Source organism: Streptomyces rishiriensis, from assembly GCF_003112535.1.
Lineage (GTDB): Bacteria > Actinomycetota > Actinomycetes > Streptomycetales > Streptomycetaceae > Streptomyces > Streptomyces rishiriensis.
This window is the reverse complement of record NZ_BEWA01000009.1, coordinates 306,312-323,473: the sequence shown is the minus strand read 5'-3', so window position 1 is coordinate 323,473 and position 17,162 is coordinate 306,312. Positions and strand designations below refer to the sequence as shown.

Here is a 17,162-nt window from a genome sequence, read left to right as displayed (position 1 = left end):
GAACACGTGCCGTGACGAACTCTGACGTGATCTCAGCCACCACAGGCCGAGATCTATTCCTCCGGCTGTTCGGTGTCCGGACGGATGTCGATCCGCCAGCCGGTCAGACGGGCGGCGAGCCGGGCGTTCTGCCCTTCCTTGCCGATCGCCAGGGACAGCTGGTAGTCCGGCACGGTCACGCGCGCGGAGCGGGCCGCGAGGTCGACGACCTCCACCTTCGAGACCCGGGCCGGGGACAGCGCGTTGGCCACCATCTCGGCCGGGTCGTCGGACCAGTCGACGATGTCGATCTTCTCACCGTTGAGCTCGCCCATCACGTTGCGCACCCGGCCGCCCATGGGGCCGATGCAGGCTCCCTTGGCGTTCAGGCCCGAACGGGTGGACCTGACGGCGATCTTCGTGCGGTGCCCGGCCTCGCGGGCGATCGCGGCGATCTCGACCGAGCCGTCGGCGATCTCCGGCACCTCCAGGGCGAAGAGCTTCTTCACCAGGTTGGGGTGGGTCCGCGAGAGCGTCACGGACGGGCCGCGCACGCCCTTCGCCACCCGGACGACGTACGACCGCAGTCGCAATCCGTGCGAGTAGGTCTCGCCGGGGACCTGCTCCTGGACCGGCAGGATGGCCTCCAGCTTGCCGATGTCCACGAGCACGTTCTTCGGGTCGCGGCCCTGCTGGACCACGCCGGTGACGATGTCGCCCTCCCGGCCGGCGTACTCGCCGAGCGTCGCGTCGTCCTCGGCGTCGCGCAGGCGCTGCAGGATGACCTGCTTGGCCGTGGTGGCGGCGATACGGCCGAAGTCCGACGGGGTGTCGTCGAACGTGCGGGGCTCCTGCCCCTCGTCGAGGTCCTCGGGGTCCTCCTTCGCCCACACGGTCACATGACCGGTCTGCCGGTTGAGCTCCACGCGCGCGTGACGGCGGCTTCCCTCGGTGCGGTGGTAGGCGATGAGGAGGGCCGACTCGATCGCTTCGACCAGCAGGTCGAAGGAGATCTCCTTCTCCCGTACCAAGCCCCGCAGGGCGCTCATGTCGATGTCCACGGCTACGCCTCCTCTTCCTTCTCGTTCTTGTCCTTGCGGTTGAACTCGACCTGCACGCGCGCCTTGTCGACGTCGGCGAAGGCGAGTCTGCGGGCGGTGGCCCTGCGGCCCTTCACGCCCGGCACCTCGACGTCGAGCCCCTCGTCGTCGACCCCGACGATCCGGGCGACCAGCTCGCCGCCCTCGGTCAGCTGGAATCGCACCAGCCGGTCCGTGGCGCGCACGTAGTGGCGGTGCTCGGTGAGGGCGCGCTCCGCGCCCGGGGTGCCGACCTCGAGGGTGTACTCGCCCTCGCCCATCGCGTCCGTCTCGTCGAGCTTCGCCGAGAGCGCGCGGCTCACATCGGCGATCTGGTCCAGGTCCGCTCCGGTGTCGGAGTCGACGACCACGCTCAGCACCCGCTTGCGTCCTACGGAGTCCACGGCGATCTCTTCGAGATCCAGTCCCTGGGAGGCGACGAGCGGTTCCAGTAGCTCTCGCAGCCTCTCGCTCTGGGTGGTGCTCATCCGGGTGACTCCTCGGCCGCGTGTGCTGTTGTGGGACGGTGCGCGTGTCTGGTCAAAGGGTATCCGGTCGCAGGGAGTGTTGCCGTCCACCTGTGCACGGAGGGTGGCGGACCGTGGCGCCCGCGGTGCCGCTGAGCTGTGGGGGAGGAACGCGCGGGTACGGTGATCACGGGCCTGCCGCCCTTCTTCGTGTTCCTTATCGTTTCTTTCGTACGAGTTCCCGAGGACGTCTGCCGTGCCGTTCCCCCTTCCCCCGCGCGCCCCGTCGGGACCGCGCAGAAGATCCCTGCTCGCGTCCGCCGCGGGAGCGGCGCTGCTCGCCGGCTGCTCGTCGGGCGGCGGGGACGGCGAGGAGGGCGGCGGGGACGCGAGCGGCAGCCCGGCGGTCGTCGAGCGGGCACGCGCGCGTGCGGCCGCGGACAGCGACGGGCTGGTGGCGCGGTACGACGCGGTCCTGGCCGTCCATCCGGGGCTGACGGGTCTGCTGGGACCGCTGCGGGCCGAGGTCGTCCGGCATGTGGACGCGTTCGGCGGCGTCCGCAGCACGCCCCCGCCGCGGTCCGCCTCCCCCACCGGGGCGCCGGCCGGTTCTCCCACCGGTTCTCCCACCGGCCCCGTCCCGGCGCCCCCGGCCTCGGCCGTGCCCTCCCCCGCTCCGGCGGTCGAGAAGGACGCCCTGGCGCAGTTGGCCGCCGCCGAACGGGCGCTGGCCGACCGCAGGGCCGGGGAGCTGGCGGGCCTGCCGGGCGAACACGCCCGGCTGCTGGCCTCGGTGGCGGCGGCCGGCGCGGCCCACGCCTATCTGCTGACGGAGGGGACGCGATGAGCGAGGAGACGAGCGCGGAGCTGACGGCGCTGCAGGCGGCGCTGGCCGCCGAGCACGCCGCCGTCTACGGCTACGGGGTCGTGGGCGGGCGCATCGGCGAGGTACGGCGCCTCGAGGCGCGGGCGGCCTACGACACGCACCGGGCTCGCCGTGACGCGCTGGTGCGCGAGGTGCGGGGCCTGGGCGCCGAGCCGGTCGCGGCGAGCGCCGGGTACGCGCTGCCGTTCGCGGTGGCGGACTCCGCCTCGGCGGTGCGGCTCGCCGCCGAGCTGGAGGGACGCGTGGCCGGGGTGTACTCGGACCTGGTGCGGGCAGCCGGGGACGCACGACGCCGCGAGGCCGCGGCGGCGCTGCGGGAGGCGGCGGTGCGCGCGGTGCGCTGGCGCGGCAGCAGCGTAGCCTTCCCTGGTCTCGCGGAGCGGGACGGTACGGATCCGGCCACGGGCTCGGCGCCCGCCACGACGGCGGCGCCCGCCGCGCCCCCGGCGACAGCGGCATCGGCCACGGCCACGGGGTGACCGAAGGCTCGGCCGGAAGCACGGAAGGGGACGACTCGCGCATGGCTTTCGCACCGCCGCAGCGTCTGGTCAGGGCGCTCGGTGAGACGGCGCCGGACGGGGACGGCTGGCTGGAGAAGCTGCCGGAGACCGTCCGGCAGGCCGTCGCCCTGCGCGAGTTGACCGTCGACCGGGTGCAGGTGCCGGGCGGCCGGTCCAGCCTGGTCGTGCTGGTGCGCCGGGCGGACGGGACGCCGGCCGTGCTGAAGCTGGCCCCTCCCCGGTTCCGCCCCGAGGCCGAGCGGGCCGCGCTGGCGCGCTGGGACGGCCTGGGCGCGGTGCAGGCACTGGACGGGCCGGAGACGGCGGGGGCCCTGCTCCTGGAACGGCTGCACCCCGATGTGTCGGTGCGGTCGCTGCCGGAGGCGAAGGCGTTGCTGGAGGCGGCGGGGACGCTGCGGCGGCTGTGGGTGGAGCCGCCGGCCGGGCAGGTCTTCGAGACGGTGGCCGAGCGGACCGGTCGGCAGGCTGTGGCGATGCGGAGCACCGCCGCCGGTTCCGAGGCGGCGGTGGCCGCTCTGGTGGACGCGGCGCTCGCCGCCCGGGAGGAGCTGGTGGGCACCGCGCCGGAGGTGCGGTTGCTGCACGGCACGTTCCGGCAGAGCAAGGTGCTGGCGGCGGAGCGGTCGCCGTGGCTGGCGGTGGGCCCGGATCCCGTGGTGGGCGAGTGCGCGTTCGACCTGGCACGGCTGGTGCGTGACCGGGTGGAGGATCTGATCGGCTCCCCCTCGGGGGCGGCGACCACGCGGCGGCGGGTGCGGAAGCTGGCGGAGTCGCTGGAGCTGGACGGCGAGCGGGTGCGCGCGTGGACGCTCTTCCGGGCGGTGGAGTCGGGGGTGCGGGCGCTGCGGGTCGGCCGGCCCCGGGACGCCGAGCTGCTGCTGGAATTCGCCGCCTGGCTCTGAATCGACATGTCGACTCACCGGTCCGGGGCACCGGTGAGTCGATGACGTCGGCGCAGGTCGCCGACGAAGAGCGTCAGGACGGGCGGACGGCGCCGTCGAGGTGTCGTCCGCCCGCTTGACGCCGCTGCCGCCGACGCCGGGGCGGCTCTGCCGGCCGCCGTGGGCGTTCCCCTCCCTGGGGGCGTTCCGTCACGCCTGCGGTCGGGGAACGGCCCGCGGGAGGTGCGCCGAGGCGGCCGCACGGCCACTCGGCGCCCTCCGGTACGGCTCTGCCGTCATGCGGTGAGGCGGGCGATCGCCTCGTCCACCGTGAGCTCCTCGCGCTCGCCGGTCCTGCGGTCCTTCAGCTCCAGGACGCCTTCGGCGGAGCGACGGCCCGCCACCAGGATCTGCGGCACGCCGATCAGCTCGGAGTCGGTGAACTTCACGCCCGGGGAGACGCCGGCCCGGTCGTCGACCAGGACGCGCAGGCCGGCCGCGCGCAGCTTCTCGGAGACCTCCAGCGCCAGCTCGGTCTGCAGCGCCTTGCCGGCGGCGACCACGTGCACGTCGGCCGGGGCGACCTCGGCGGGCCAGCACAGGCCCTTGTCGTCGGCGGTCTGCTCGGCGAGGGCGGCGACCGCGCGGGAGACGCCGATGCCGTAGGAGCCCATGGTGACGCGGACCGGCTTGCCGTGCTGGCCGAGGACGTCGAGCTTGAGGGCGTCGGCGTACTTGCGGCCCAGCTGGAAGATGTGGCCGATCTCGATGGCGCGGTCCAGCTTCAGGCCGGTGCCGCACTTCGGGCAGGGGTCGCCCTCCTGGACGACGACGACGTCGACGTACGCGCCGACCTCGAAGTCGCGGCCCGCGACGACGTTCTTCGCGTGCGTGCCCTCCTTGTTGGCGCCGGTGATCCAGGAGGTGCCGGGCGCCACGCGCGGGTCGGCGATGTAGGTGACCTTGTCCCCGAGTCCCTGCGGGCCGACGTAGCCGCGCACCAGGTCGGGGCGGCCGACGAAGTCCTCGGCGGTGACCAGTTCGACGGCGGCCGGGGCGAAGTGCGCCTCGACCTTGCCGAGGTCCACCTCGCGGTCGCCGGGCACGCCGACGGCCACGATCTCGCCGCCGACCTTCACCAGCAGGTTCTTCAGGGTGGCGGAGGCCGGGACGCCGAGATGGGCGGCGAGGGTCTCGATGGTCGGGGTGTCCGGGGTGGGGATCTCCTCGAGCGCGGCGACGCCGTCGGCGTCGACCGGCGCCAGCTCGTAGGTGATCGCCTCGGTGTTCGCCGCGAAGTCGCAGTTCGGGCAGTCCGCGAAGGTGTCCTCGCCGGCCTCGGCGGGGGCGAGGAACTCCTCCGACTTCGAGCCGCCCATCGCGCCGGCGGTGGCGGCGCAGATGCGGTAGTCGAGGCCGAGACGCTCGAAGACGCGCTGGTAGGCCTGGCGGTGCAGGGCGTAGGAGTGGGCGAGGCCCTCGTCCTCGGTGTCGAAGGAGTAGGAGTCCTTCATGAGGAACTCGCGGCCGCGCAGGATGCCGGCACGCGGGCGGGCCTCGTCGCGGTACTTGTTCTGGATCTGGTAGAGGATGACCGGCAGGTCCTTGTAGGAGGACGCCTGGTCCTTCACGAGGAGGGTGAAGATCTCCTCGTGGGTGGGGCCGAGCAGGTAGTCGCCGCCCCTGCGGTCCTGGAGGCGGAAGAGCTCGGCGCCGTACTCCTCCCACCGGCCGGTCGCCTCGTACGGCTCCCGGGGCAGGATGGCGGGGAGCAGCACCTCCTGGGCGCCGATCGCGTCCATCTCCTCGCGCACGATGCGCTCGACGTTGGAGAGGACCTTCTTGCCGAGGGGCAGCCAGGACCAGATGCCGGCGGCGGTGCGACGGACGTAGCCGGCACGGACGAGGAGCTTGTGGCTGAGGACCTCGGCGTCCGCCGGGTCGTCGCGCAGCGTCTTCGCCATCAACTGGGACATGCGCTGGACCGGTGCGTTGGCCATGGTTGTCGTACTCCTGCCGATGGGGTACCCCCGCTCGGACGGAGCCGAGAGCGGAGGAGGGTGATGGCTAGGAGGTTAGCCGGGAGCGCGGCGTGCCCGGAAATCCGTTATTCCGGGCGCAGGAGCGGAAGCGGGGCGCCCATCACCGCGTAGGGGCGGGGGGCGCTGGGGAAGAGGACGCGGCGGGCCAGGTCCTGGTATCCGAGGGAGCGGTAGAGCGCCCGGGCGGGGCTCTCGGTGTCGATCGCGGAGAGGATCGAGCGGGGCTCGGCCGCGGTGTCGGTGATCGTGGTGATGAGGGCCCGGCCCGCGCCGCGGTTCTGGTACGCGGGGTGGACGTGGAGCTCGGTGATGACGAAGGAGTCGTCGAGCCAGTGCTCGTGGTGCTGGGCCCGCAGATAGGGCTGGACGACGGTGGACCACCAGTGGGTGCGGTCGTTGGGCATGCCGTAGACGAAGCCGACGAGCCGGCCCTCGGACGTCGTCGCGCCGAAGGCGCGCGCGCCCGAACTCGTCATGTGGCGCAGGACGATCTGGCGTCTGACGGCGACTTCGTCGGGGCCGAGCCCGAAGGCGACGGCCTGGACGGCCAGGGCCTCGTCCACGTGGGCGGGAAGGTCCAGGGGGCCGATGACGAGGTCCATGGCGGGGAGCCTACAGGGGCGTCAAAAGAGCACGCTCGTGAAGGCGCCGACCTCCTGGAAGCCGACCCTGCGGTACGTCCTGCGCGCCGCGGTGTTGAAGTCGTTCACGTAGAGACTCACCACGGGGGCCACGTCCGCCAGGGCGTAGCGCAGGACCGCCGCCATGCCGGGGGCGGCCAGGCCCTGCCCGCGGTACTCGGGGGCCACCCAGACGCCCTGGATCTGGCAGGCCTGGGATGTCGCCGCGCCGATCTCCGCCTTGAAGGCGACCTTGCCCCGCTCGTCGAGACGGGCGAACGAGCGGCCGGAGCCGACGAGTTCGGCGACCCGGGCCTGGTACAGGAGTCCGCCGTCGCCGGCCATCGGGGAGACCCCGACCTCCTCGGTGAACATCGCCACGCACGCCGGCATGATCGTGTCCATCTCGTCCTTGCGGATGCGGCGGACGTAGGGGTCGGGGGCGACGTCGGCGGGCATGCGGTCGGTGACCATGAGCGGCTGACGGGTGCGGACCTCCCGGGCCGGGCCCCAGTGGGGTTCGAGGAGGCGCCACAGCCGGGTCGTCGGCTCGGCGGGGCCGACGATCGAGGAGCAGCGGCGGCCGGCCCGGCGGGCCCGGTCGGCGAAGGCGCGCACCGCGCGCGGAGTCGCGCAGATCGGGACGAGGTTGGCGCCGGCGTAGCACAGGGACGTCAGCATGCCGTCCTGGTACCAGCCCCACATCTCGCCGCCGAGGCGCCACGGGTCGAGGCCGGCGATCTGCACGCGGGATGTCACGAAGGCGTTGGCGACCGGCTCGCGGTCCAGGACGGCGAGCGCGGCGTCCAGGTCGCTCGGTTCGAGGACCCGGGAGGTGGTCTGGGTCAACACGCGCGGGGCCTCACACTCAGGTCTGCTGATCTCCGCACTGTACCCGCGGAAGCTTTGCGGTGCCGCCCTGCGTTGGGTCGCCGTTCGTTTGCCGGTGGCCGTCGGCTTGCCGTGCCCTCTTCTGGGGGCTGCCGCCCCCAGGCCCCCGCGGTCGGCCCTGAACGGGCCTCGTCCTCAAACGCCGGACGGGCTGAGGGGGAACGGTCAGCACTCGTCTTCAAGTGGCCAGGCGGGCTGAAGGCCGGCCACCGGCTGGGACTCGACAGCCCCGTCGCCCCCGTCAGCCCGCGACCGACACCGAGGGCTCACCGGAGGCGGTTCCCGCGGCCTCCATCTGCTCGGCCAGCTTCATGGCTTCCTCGATGAGGGTCTCCACGATCTTCGACTCGGGGACGGTCTTGATGACCTCGCCCTTGACGAAGATCTGGCCCTTGCCGTTGCCGGAGGCGACCCCGAGGTCGGCCTCGCGGGCCTCGCCGGGACCGTTGACGACGCAGCCCATGACGGCCACCCGCAGCGGGACCTCCATGCCGGTGAGACCGGCGGTGACCTCCTCGGCCAGCTTGTACACGTCGACCTGGGCACGGCCGCAGGACGGGCACGAGACGATCTCCAGCCCGCGCTGCCTCAGGTTCAGCGACTCCAGGATCTGGTTGCCGACCTTGACCTCCTCCACCGGAGGGGCCGACAGCGACACGCGGATGGTGTCGCCGATGCCCTCCGACAGCAGCGCGCCGAAGGCCACCGCCGACTTGATCGTGCCCTGGAAGGCGGGCCCGGCCTCCGTGACGCCCAGGTGCAGCGGGTAGTCGCACTGCGCGGCGAGCTGCCGGTAGGCCTCGATCATCACGACCGGGTCGTTGTGCTTGACCGAGATCTTGATGTCACGGAAGTCGTGCTCCTCGAAGAGGGACGCCTCCCACAGCGCCGACTCCACCAGCGCCTCGGGCGTCGCCCTGCCGTACTTCTGCAGCAGCCGGCGATCCAGCGAACCCGCGTTGACGCCGATACGGATCGGCGTGCCGTGCTCCTTCGCCGCCTTGGCGATCTCGCGGACCTTGTCGTCGAACTGCTTGATGTTGCCCGGGTTCACCCGCACCGCCGCACAGCCCGCCTCGATCGCGGCGAACACGTACTTCGGCTGGAAGTGGATGTCCGCGATCACCGGGATCTGCGACTTGCGCGCGATCGTCGCCAGCGCGTCCGCGTCGTCCTGCGTCGGACACGCCACCCGCACGATCTGACAGCCCGACGCCGTCAGCTCCGCGATCTGCTGCAACGTCGCACCGACGTCCGACGTACGCGTCGTCGTCATCGACTGCACCGACACCGGGGCGTCTCCGCCGACCGCCACGGAGCCGACCTGGATCTGCCGGCTCTTGCGGCGCTCGGCGAGCTTGGTCGGAACGGACGGCATGCCGAGAGAAATCGCAGTCATCTGCTGTGCAACCCCAAGTCGTGGATCAAGGCCCAGGTCCCGTCTTCAGGCGGGTTCCAGGCTTCGAGATTACGGCACCGGCCGGTGCGGAAGCACTTCCGCTCCCGGGAACCACCCGCGCGGGGCACCCCTCGGTCGTCGAACCCCCGGTGACGCGGGACGGCCCGGCACGAGGAGAGTGCCGGGCCGTCCCGAACCGCCGGCCACCGGGGCGGCGGTGACCTGCCGCTACGAGATCTTCACCGGGTTGACCACGTCCGCGATCAGGACCAGCACGGTGAAGCAGATGAAGATGCCCGCCACGACGTACGCGACCGGCATCAGCTTCGCCACGTCGAACGGACCCGGGTCCGGCCTGCGCATGACCCTGGCCAGGTTGCGGCGCAGCGACTCCCACAGGGCGCCCGCGATGTGGCCGCCGTCGAGCGGCAGCAGCGGGAGCATGTTGAACAGGAACAGGGAGAGGTTGAAGCCGGCCACGAGCATCACGGCCAGGGCGAGCTGCTGCGAGGCCGGGATGTCCAGGGTGAAGATCTCGCCGCCGACGCGGGCCGCGCCGACCACGCCCATGGGCGAGTCGGGCTCGCGGGGCGCGCCGTCGAAGGCCGCGTTCCACAGGGCCGGGATCTTGCCGGGCAGGGCGGTGAGGGAGTCGACGGCCTCGCCCACCCGGTCGGTCATCCAGGAGACGGAGTCGCCGAAGTCCTGCTTGACGACGCCGTTGGCCGCGCTGAAGCCGAGGAATCCGGCCTTCACGTACTGGCCCTGGACGTACGCCCCGCTGGAGTCCTTCTTGGCGACCATGTTGGTGGCGATCTTGGCGTGCAGGGTCAGTTCGCTGCCCTTGCGCTCGACGACGATGGCGACGTCCTTGCCGGCGCTGACCCGGATCAGGTCGGAGAGGGTGTCCCAGTCGTCCGTCCGCTGCCCGGCGAAGGAGACGATCCGGTCGCCGGGCTTCATGCCGGCGGCCGCGGCCGGGGAGGCCGGGTCGGACGGCTTGCACGCGTCACGGTTCTGGCTCTGCGCGATGACGCACGGGGAGACCGAGCTGACGCTGGTGGTCTGCTGGGAGATGCCGAAGCCCATCAGCACGGTGAGGAACAGCCCGATCGCGAGCACCAGGTTCATGAACGGTCCGGCGAACATCACGATGACGCGCTTCCAGGGCTTGCGCGTGTAGAACATGCGCGTCTCGTCGCCCGGCTGGAGTTCCTCGTAGGCCGCCGAGCGGGCGTCCTCGATCATGCCGCGCCAGGGCGAGGTGGAGCGGGCCGTGATCCGGCCGTCCTCGCCGGGCGGGAACATGCCGATCATGCGGATGTAGCCGCCCAGCGGGATCGCCTTGACGCCGTACTCGGTGTCGCCCTTCTTGCGCGAGAAGACGGTCGGGCCGAAGCCGACCATGTACTGCGGGACGCGGATGCCGAAGAGCTTGGCCGTGGACAGGTGTCCCAGCTCGTGCCAGGCGATCGAGAACAGCAGCCCCGCCGCGAAGACGACTATGCCGAGGATCATCATCAGGGCTGTCATGCACGCGCCTCCGCGGTAGCCGTCAGTTCTTGGGCCCGGGCCCGTGCCCAGGTCTCCGCTTCGAGGACGTCCGACACGGTCAGTGAAGTTCCCGTCACCGGCGTGCCGTGCTCGTGCACGACCCGGGTGACGGTCTCCATGATGCCGTTGAAGGGCAGCGCGCCCCTGCGGAACGCCTCGACGCACTCCTCGTTCGCGGCATTGAACACCGCGGGGGCCGTGCCCGCGAGCTCGCCCACGTGCCGGGCGAGGCCCACCGAGGGGAAGGCCTCCTCGTCGAGAGGGAAGAACTCCCAGGTCGACGCGGTGCTCCAGTCGAAGGCGGGCGCGGCGTCCGGGACGCGCCCGGGCCAGCCGAGGCCTATGGCGATGGGCCCGCGCATGTCGGGGGGCGTCGCCTGCGCCAGTGTCGATCCGTCCGTGAACTCAACCATCGAGTGGACATACGACTGCGGGTGGACGACCACCTCAATGCGCGAGAAGGGAATGTCGTAGAGCAGGTGCGCCTCGATGACCTCCAGGCCCTTGTTGACGAGGGTCGCGGAGTTGATCGTGATCACCGGGCCCATGGACCAGGTGGGGTGGGCGAGGGCGTCCTCGACCGTCACGTTCGCCAGTTCCGCCTTCGTCCGGCCGCGGAACGGGCCGCCGGAGGCGGTGACGACCAGCTTGCGGACGTCGGCCCGGGTGCCTGCGGCGAGGCACTGGAAGAGGGCCGCGTGCTCGGAGTCCACCGGGATGATCTGCCCCGGCTCGGCGAGCGCCTTGACCAGCGGTCCGCCGACGATGAGCGACTCCTTGTTGGCGAGCGCGAGGGTGCGGCCCGCCTCCAGGGCGGCGAGGGTGGGCGCGAGGCCGATGGAGCCGGTGATGCCGTTCAGCACGGTGTGGCAGTCGGACGCGGCGAGCTCGGTGGCCGCCGCGGGGCCCGCGAGGATCTCGGGCAGCGGCTCTCCGGGGCCGTACTCGGCGGCCAGCGCCTCGCGCAGGGCGGGCACGACGTCCTCGCGGGCGACGGCGACGGTCCGCGCGCGCAGCCGGCGGGCCTGCTCGGCGAGGAGGGCGACCCGGCCGCCGTTGGCGGACAGGCCGGTCACCCGGAAGCGGTCCGGATTGCGCAGCACGAGGTCGATGGCCTGGGTCCCGATCGAGCCGGTGGAACCGAGGATCACCACGTCCTTGGGGCCGTCGCCCGCGACGGGGTCGTAGACGAGATGCGGGTCGGCGAGGGGGGCTGGACTGTCGCTCATCCCCCCATTGTTGCCGCAACGGGAAGGCGGCCGGACAGGGCGTCCCCCTGGGGAACGCCCCGCGACCCGGCCGCCTGGCAACCGTGTTCGAAGGATCACCTGATCGGGCGGTGGACGTTCTCCCGCTCGCTGGGGCCGGGGGTCGCGTCGGCGATCCAGGGAGCGTCCCCGGACAGGTCGACGACGCCCTGCTCCAGCCACTCGTAGGCGCCCGCCATGACGCCCCTGACGACCTTGCGGTCCAGATCGTCGGTGTTGTGCCACAGGCGCGCGAAGAGCTCGTCGACGCGGATGCGGGACTGGCGGCAGAACACGTCGGCGAGCTGGTAGGCCTCGCGGCCGTTCTCGCCGCGCGAGCGCAGCAGTTCGGCGCGCACACAGGCCGCGCTCATCGCGAACAGCTCCGCGCCGATGTCGACGATCCGGCCGAGGAAGCCCTGCTTGGTCTCCATCCGGCCCTGCCAGCGGGACATGGCGTAGAAGGTGGAGCGGGCGAGCTTGCGCGCATGCCGCTCGACATGCCGCAGATGCGGCGACAGGTCGACGCCCGCGTGCTTGAACTCCGCGTACGACGAAGGCAGTTGCCCCGGCCCCGCGACCAGCTTCGGCAGCCACTTGGCGTAGAAGACACCGGCGTTCGCACCCGCCCTCGCCTTGTCCTGGAGGGACTTGTCGGGGTCGATGAGGTCGCCGGCGACCGTGAGGTGGGCGTCGACGGCCTCGCGGGCGATGAGGAGGTGCATGATCTCCGTCGAGCCCTCGAAGATGCGGTTGATCCGCAGGTCGCGCAGGACCTGTTCGGCGGGGACGGCCTTCTCGCCGCGGGCGGCGAGGGACTCCGCCGTCTCGAAGCCGCGGCCGCCGCGGATCTGGACCAGTTCGTCGGCCATCCGCCAGCCCATCTCGGAGGCGAAGAGCTTGGCCAGCGCGCCCTCGATGCGGATGTCGTTGCGGTCCTCGTCGGCCATCTGCGACGACAGGTCGAGCACCGCTTCCAAGGCGAAGGTGGTCGCCGCGATGAAGGAGATCTTCGCGCCGACCGCCTCGTGGTGGGCGATCGGCTTGCCCCACTGCTCGCGGGCCGCCGACCATTCACGGGCGATCTTCAGACACCACTTGCCGGCGGCCACGCAGGACGCGGGCAGGGAGAGCCGGCCCGTGTTGAGCGTGGTCAGGGCGATCTTCAGACCGGCGCCCTCGGGGCCGACGCGGTTCGCGGCCGGGACCCGGACCTGGTGGAAGCGGGTGACGCCGTTCTCGATGCCGCGCAGGCCCATGAAGGCGTTGCGGTTCTCGACGGTGATGCCGGGCGAGTCCGTCTCCACGACGAAGGCGGTGATGCCGCCCTTGTGCCCCTCGCTCGCGGGGACCCGCGCCATGACCACCAGCAGGTCGGCGACCACGCCGTTGGTCGTCCACAGCTTCACGCCGTCGAGGACGTAGTCGTCGCCGTCGGGCACCGCGCTCGCCGCCAGGCGGGCCGGGTCGGAGCCGACGTCCGGCTCGGTGAGCAGGAAGGCGCTGATGTCGGTGGTGGCGCAGCGAGGCAGGAACTTCTGCTTCTGCTCGGGGGTGCCGAACATCTTCAGCGGCTGCGGCACGCCGATCGACTGGTGCGCCGACAGCAGCACCCCGATGGCGGGGCTGGCGGAGCCCACCAGGGCCAGGGCCTTGTTGTAGTACACCTGGGTGAGGCCGAGGCCGCCGTACTTGGGGTCGATCTTCATGCCGAGGGCGCCGAGCTCCTTGAGCCCGCGCACGACCTCGTCGGGGATGCGGGCCTCGCGTTCGATGCGGGCCGCGTCCACCTGCGTCTCGCAGAATTCGCGGAGCTTGGCCAGGAACGCCTCGCCCCGCCGGACGGCCTCGTCGGAGGGGACCGGGTGCGGGTGGACGAGGTCGAGGCGGAAACGGCCCAGGAACAGTTCCTTGGCGAAGCTGGGCTTGCGCCAGTCCTGCTCCCGGGCGGCCTCGGCGACCTGACGGGCCTCACGCTCGGTGACGGTGGGTTTCTTGAGGGGTGGTGCGGACATGAGGCTCACCTCGCCGCGAATCGGGATCTCGGACCACATTGGTTACCGATGGGTGCTACCCGATCGTTGGTACCCGATCCGGGCCGCGGTGGCCACCCCACGCGCGGCCCTTCGAGCGGGATCGGGCCCGGCGGCCGGGCCCGGGAGGGGCGTCGCCCCGGCGTATCGCGGCGTGTCGCGGCGTCCCCCGGCGTCCGGGCGCGGGCCGCGCGGGACGCCGTGCGCGGCCCGCGCGGCCTGCGCCGAACGGGTGTGGGCGACGACCGCGGCCCGTTCCCGTACTCTTCTCCACCAATCCGCCACAACTCGCTGTCGAAGCGCTTCGACAACCTATGGACACCCACTCGCGCTAGAGCTACTGTCGAACCACCCTCACCCGCCCCTGTTCGCAATGCGCACTGTCGAAGCGCTTCACAAAACTTGGAGAGCTGGATGGTCACCCTCGCCGAGGTCGCCCAGCACGCCGGAGTCTCGGCGAGCACGGTGAGCTATGTCCTCAGTGGCAAGCGGTCCATCTCCACGACCACCCGGCAGCGCGTCGAGCAGAGCATCCGGGAGCTCGGCTACCACCCGAACGCGGGCGCGCGCGCCCTGGCCAGCAGCAGGTCGAACATCATCGCGCTGATGATCCCGCTGCGCACCGACATCTACGTGCCGGTGATGATGGAGATCGCCATCGCGGTGGCCACCACGGCACGGACGCACGGGTACGACGTCCTGCTGCTCACCGGCGAGGAGGGGTCCGACGCGGTCCGCCGCGTCACCGGCAGCGGGCTCGCCGACGCGATGATCCTGATGGACGTCGAACTCGACGACGAGCGGCTGCCGCTGCTGCGCTCCACCGACCAGCCGTCCGTCCTGATCGGCCTCCCGGCCGACACCTCGGGGCTGACCTGCGTCGATCTGGACTTCGGGGCGACCGGCGCGCTGTGTGTGGAGCATCTGGCCACGCTCGGGCACCGCGACATCGCCGTCATCGGCGAGGCCCCGGCGGTCTACGAGCGGCACACCGGCTTCGCCGAGCGCACGCTCGACGGGCTGCGCCGCCGGGCGAGGGAACTGGGCCTGCGGCTGCTGCACCGGCCGTGCGAGGGCGGGTACGACGCGATGGCCGTGACCCTGGCCCGGATCCTCGACGAACGTCCGGGCACCACCGGCTTCGTCGTGCAGAACGAGTCGGCGGTGGAGCCGCTGCTCGCGCTGCTGCGCCAGCAGGGCCGGGCCGTGCCGGAGGACGTCTCGGTGGTGGCGATCTGCCCCGACCAGGTCGCCGTCCAGGCGTCGGTGCGGCTGACCTCCGTCGCCATCCCCGCGCAGGAGATGGGCCGGCACGCGGTGGAACGCCTGGTCGCCAAGCTGGAGGGGCACGGCGGCGACGAGGTCGTGCTGATCGCGCCCGAGCTGACGGTCCGGGCGAGCACCGGACCGGTTCCCGTCGCCTCCTGAGAAACCCCCGCTTTTCTCGCTGTCGTGCCCTCGCCGGGGCACCGCCATGTCTGCACTCCTTCAAGGAGCACTCCACATGAACCAGCCCGCCGAAAGCCAGCCTCAGGTCAGCCTCGCGCAGTCCTCCCCCACCGTCGGCACCTTCCGTGAGCGAGGCGGCGCGCTGGAGTGGAGCGGCCGCCAGGAGACTCTGCGCGTCGAACCCTGGGGTCCGGACGCCGTCCGGGTGCGCGCCCGACTCGGCGGGCCGATCCTGCAGGGGCTGCCGGGCGCGCTGCTCGAGGAGCCGCCGGCCACCGAGAGCACCGTCAAGACCGGCGACGACGAGGGGCAGCTGACGGTCGGCGCGCTCACCGTCGAGGTGAACGCCGAGGGCCTGATCCGCTTTCTGCGCACGGACGACCGCACGGAGATCCTGGCCGAGGAGCGCGCCCACTTCTGGTGGCCGGGCTCGCGTCTGTACACGGCGGTCGGCCACGGCCATCACCGGCTGGAGCAGCGCTTCGCCGCGTACGACGACGAGAAGCTGTACGGGCTCGGCCAGCACCAGCACGGGCGGCTCGACCAGAAGGGCCTGGTCCTGGACCTGGTCCAGCGCAACGCCGAGGTCGGCATCCCGGTGCTCACCTCCAGCCGCGGCTACACGCTGCTGTGGAACAACCCGGCGATCGGCCGCGTCGAACTGGCCGGCAACGGCACCCGCTGGGTCGCGGACTCGGCCCGCCAGATCGACTACTGGATCACGGCGGGCGCGCCGGCCGAGGCCCAGCGCCGCTACAGCGCGGTCACCGGCCGCACCCCGATGCTGCCGGAGTGGGCCGCCGGGTTCTGGCAGTGCAAGCTGCGCTACCGCACCCAGCACGAACTCCTCGAAGTGGCAAGGGAGTACAAGCGCCGGGGCCTGCCGCTGGACGCCATCGTCTGCGACTTCTTCCACTGGACGCACCTCGGCGAGTGGAGGTTCGACCCCAGCGAGTGGCCCGACCCGGCGGCGATGGTCCGTGAACTGGACGAGCTGGGCGTGAAGCTGGTGGTGTCGGTGTGGCCGTCGGTGTCCCCGCTGTCGGAGAACCACCCGGTGATGGAGCAGCGGGGCTACTTCATCGGCACCGAGTACGGCCCGACGGCCCACGCCGACTGGCCGGACAAGGGCGTCGCCTCGACCGTCCAGGTGGCGTTCTACGACGCGACGAACCCCGAGGCCCGGGAGTTCCTGTGGTCGAGGATCCGCGACAACTACCTGGCCCCGTACGGCATCACGGCGTTCTGGCTGGACGCCTGCGAGCCCGAGCTGAAGCCCGGTTTCCAGGAGAACCTGCGGTACTGGGCGGGTCCGGGGCTGGAGGTCGGCAACATCTACCCGGCCGAGAACGCCCGCACCTTCTACGAGGGCCTGCGCGCGGCCGGCGAGGAGGAGATCGTCAGCCTCAACCGCTCGGCGTGGGCGGGCAGCCAGCGCTACGGCGCCGCCCTGTGGTCCGGTGACATCGGCACCGACTTCCCCACCCTGCGCCGTCAGATCGCGGCCGGCCTGAACACCGCGCTGTCGGGCATTCCGTGGTGGAACACCGACATCGGCGGCTTCCACGGCGGCGACCCGGACGATCCGCGGTACCGGGAGGTGATGGTGCGCTGGTTCCAGTTCGGCGCGCTGTCCCCGCTGATGCGGCTGCACGGCTTCCGCGACCCCGGCATGCCGCTGGGCCCGGACATGACGGGCGGCCCGAACGAGGTGTGGTCCTACGGCGAGGAGGCCGGCGCGGTCCTGGAGAAGTACCTGCGGCTGCGGGAGCGGCTCAAGCCCTATGTCCTGCGGGTGATGCGGGAGGCGCACGAGGAGGGCCTGCCGCCCATGCGGCCGCTGTTCCTGGAGTTCCCCGACGACCGGGCGGCCTGGTCGGTGGACGACTCCTACCTCTTCGGCCGGGACCTGCTCGTCGCCCCGGTGCTGACGGCGGGCGCCACGGCCCGCACCGCGTACCTGCCGGCGGGGGCGCGCTGGACCGACGCGTGGACGGGCGAGACGTACGAGGGGGGTGCGGCCGTGACGGTCGACGCCCCGCTGGACCGGCTCCCGCTGTTCCTGCGGGACGGGGCGCGGCTGCCCGTGGCGGAGTAGCCGTCGCCGACGCGGC

At 72.1% G+C, this 17,162-nt stretch carries 14 protein-coding genes; 5 read left to right on the top strand and 9 right to left on the bottom strand.

From position 1 onward, the window contains the following. Positions 1 to 53: 53 nt before the first annotated feature. The gene (gene nusA / locus Sri02f_RS17465) at positions 54 to 1,040 is read right to left on the bottom strand and encodes a transcription termination factor NusA (protein WP_109002225.1); all 987 of its coding nucleotides are present in this window, start codon (positions 1,038 to 1,040) and stop codon (positions 54 to 56) included. Between the two features lie 2 nt (positions 1,041 to 1,042). After that, positions 1,043 to 1,546 (bottom strand): ribosome maturation factor RimP, encoded by a 504-nt coding sequence (rimP, locus tag Sri02f_RS17460; RefSeq protein WP_109002224.1) that lies wholly within the window; start codon positions 1,544 to 1,546, stop codon positions 1,043 to 1,045. 235 nt (positions 1,547 to 1,781) lie between these two features. Between rimP and Sri02f_RS17455 the strand changes: the two genes are divergently transcribed. From Sri02f_RS17455 to Sri02f_RS17445, 3 genes are read left to right on the top strand one after another with little or no spacing between them, the layout of a single operon-like run. Then, positions 1,782 to 2,372 carry a hypothetical protein gene (locus tag Sri02f_RS17455; protein ID WP_109002223.1) on the top strand — a complete coding sequence of 197 codons (591 nt, stop codon included), beginning with the start codon at positions 1,782 to 1,784 and terminating at the stop codon, positions 2,370 to 2,372. Then, on the top strand, positions 2,369 to 2,890 hold the full coding sequence (locus Sri02f_RS17450; protein WP_109002222.1) for a ferritin-like domain-containing protein: 522 nt from the start codon (positions 2,369 to 2,371) through the stop codon (positions 2,888 to 2,890). The genes Sri02f_RS17455 and Sri02f_RS17450 overlap by 4 nt, the downstream gene beginning before the upstream one ends. A 41-nt stretch (positions 2,891 to 2,931) precedes the next feature. After that, positions 2,932 to 3,834, top strand: a complete 903-nt coding sequence (locus Sri02f_RS17445) for an aminoglycoside phosphotransferase family protein (RefSeq protein ID WP_109002221.1) — start codon at positions 2,932 to 2,934, stop codon at positions 3,832 to 3,834. Positions 3,835 to 4,109: 275 nt separating this feature from the next. Here Sri02f_RS17445 and Sri02f_RS17440 read toward each other — a convergent pair whose 3' ends face one another. From Sri02f_RS17440 to Sri02f_RS17410, 7 genes are all read right to left on the bottom strand, one after another. Then, positions 4,110 to 5,813, bottom strand: a complete 1,704-nt coding sequence (locus tag Sri02f_RS17440) for a proline--tRNA ligase (protein WP_109002220.1) — start codon at positions 5,811 to 5,813, stop codon at positions 4,110 to 4,112. 107 nt (positions 5,814 to 5,920) lie between these two features. After that, positions 5,921 to 6,457 (bottom strand): GNAT family N-acetyltransferase, encoded by a 537-nt coding sequence (locus Sri02f_RS17435; RefSeq protein ID WP_109002219.1) that lies wholly within the window; start codon positions 6,455 to 6,457, stop codon positions 5,921 to 5,923. 21 nt (positions 6,458 to 6,478) lie between these two features. Further along, positions 6,479 to 7,327 (bottom strand): GNAT family N-acetyltransferase, encoded by an 849-nt coding sequence (locus Sri02f_RS17430; protein ID WP_109002218.1) that lies wholly within the window; start codon positions 7,325 to 7,327, stop codon positions 6,479 to 6,481. A 280-nt stretch (positions 7,328 to 7,607) separates the two neighbouring features. Beyond that, positions 7,608 to 8,765: a flavodoxin-dependent (E)-4-hydroxy-3-methylbut-2-enyl-diphosphate synthase gene (gene ispG, locus Sri02f_RS17425; protein ID WP_109002217.1), complete on the bottom strand. Its 1,158-nt coding sequence runs from the start codon at positions 8,763 to 8,765 to the stop codon at positions 7,608 to 7,610. Positions 8,766 to 8,993: 228 nt separating this feature from the next. Further along, on the bottom strand, positions 8,994 to 10,298 hold the full coding sequence (locus Sri02f_RS17420; protein WP_109002216.1) for a M50 family metallopeptidase: 1,305 nt from the start codon (positions 10,296 to 10,298) through the stop codon (positions 8,994 to 8,996). After that, on the bottom strand, positions 10,295 to 11,548 hold the full coding sequence (gene dxr / locus Sri02f_RS17415; protein WP_109002215.1) for a 1-deoxy-D-xylulose-5-phosphate reductoisomerase: 1,254 nt from the start codon (positions 11,546 to 11,548) through the stop codon (positions 10,295 to 10,297). The genes Sri02f_RS17420 and dxr overlap by 4 nt, the downstream gene beginning before the upstream one ends. 95 nt (positions 11,549 to 11,643) lie before the next feature. Further along, the gene (locus Sri02f_RS17410; protein WP_109002253.1) at positions 11,644 to 13,581 is read right to left on the bottom strand and encodes an acyl-CoA dehydrogenase family protein; all 1,938 of its coding nucleotides are present in this window, start codon (positions 13,579 to 13,581) and stop codon (positions 11,644 to 11,646) included. A gap of 432 nt (positions 13,582 to 14,013) precedes the next feature. Between Sri02f_RS17410 and Sri02f_RS17405 the strand changes: the two genes are divergently transcribed. After that, entirely contained in the window at positions 14,014 to 15,027 is a 1,014-nt protein-coding gene (locus Sri02f_RS17405; protein WP_109002214.1) for a LacI family DNA-binding transcriptional regulator, read from the top strand. Positions 15,028 to 15,103: 76 nt separating this feature from the next. After that, positions 15,104 to 17,146, top strand: coding sequence for a glycoside hydrolase family 31 protein (locus Sri02f_RS17400; RefSeq protein ID WP_109002213.1), 2,043 nt, complete (start codon positions 15,104 to 15,106; stop codon positions 17,144 to 17,146). Positions 17,147 to 17,162: the final 16 nt, after the last annotated feature.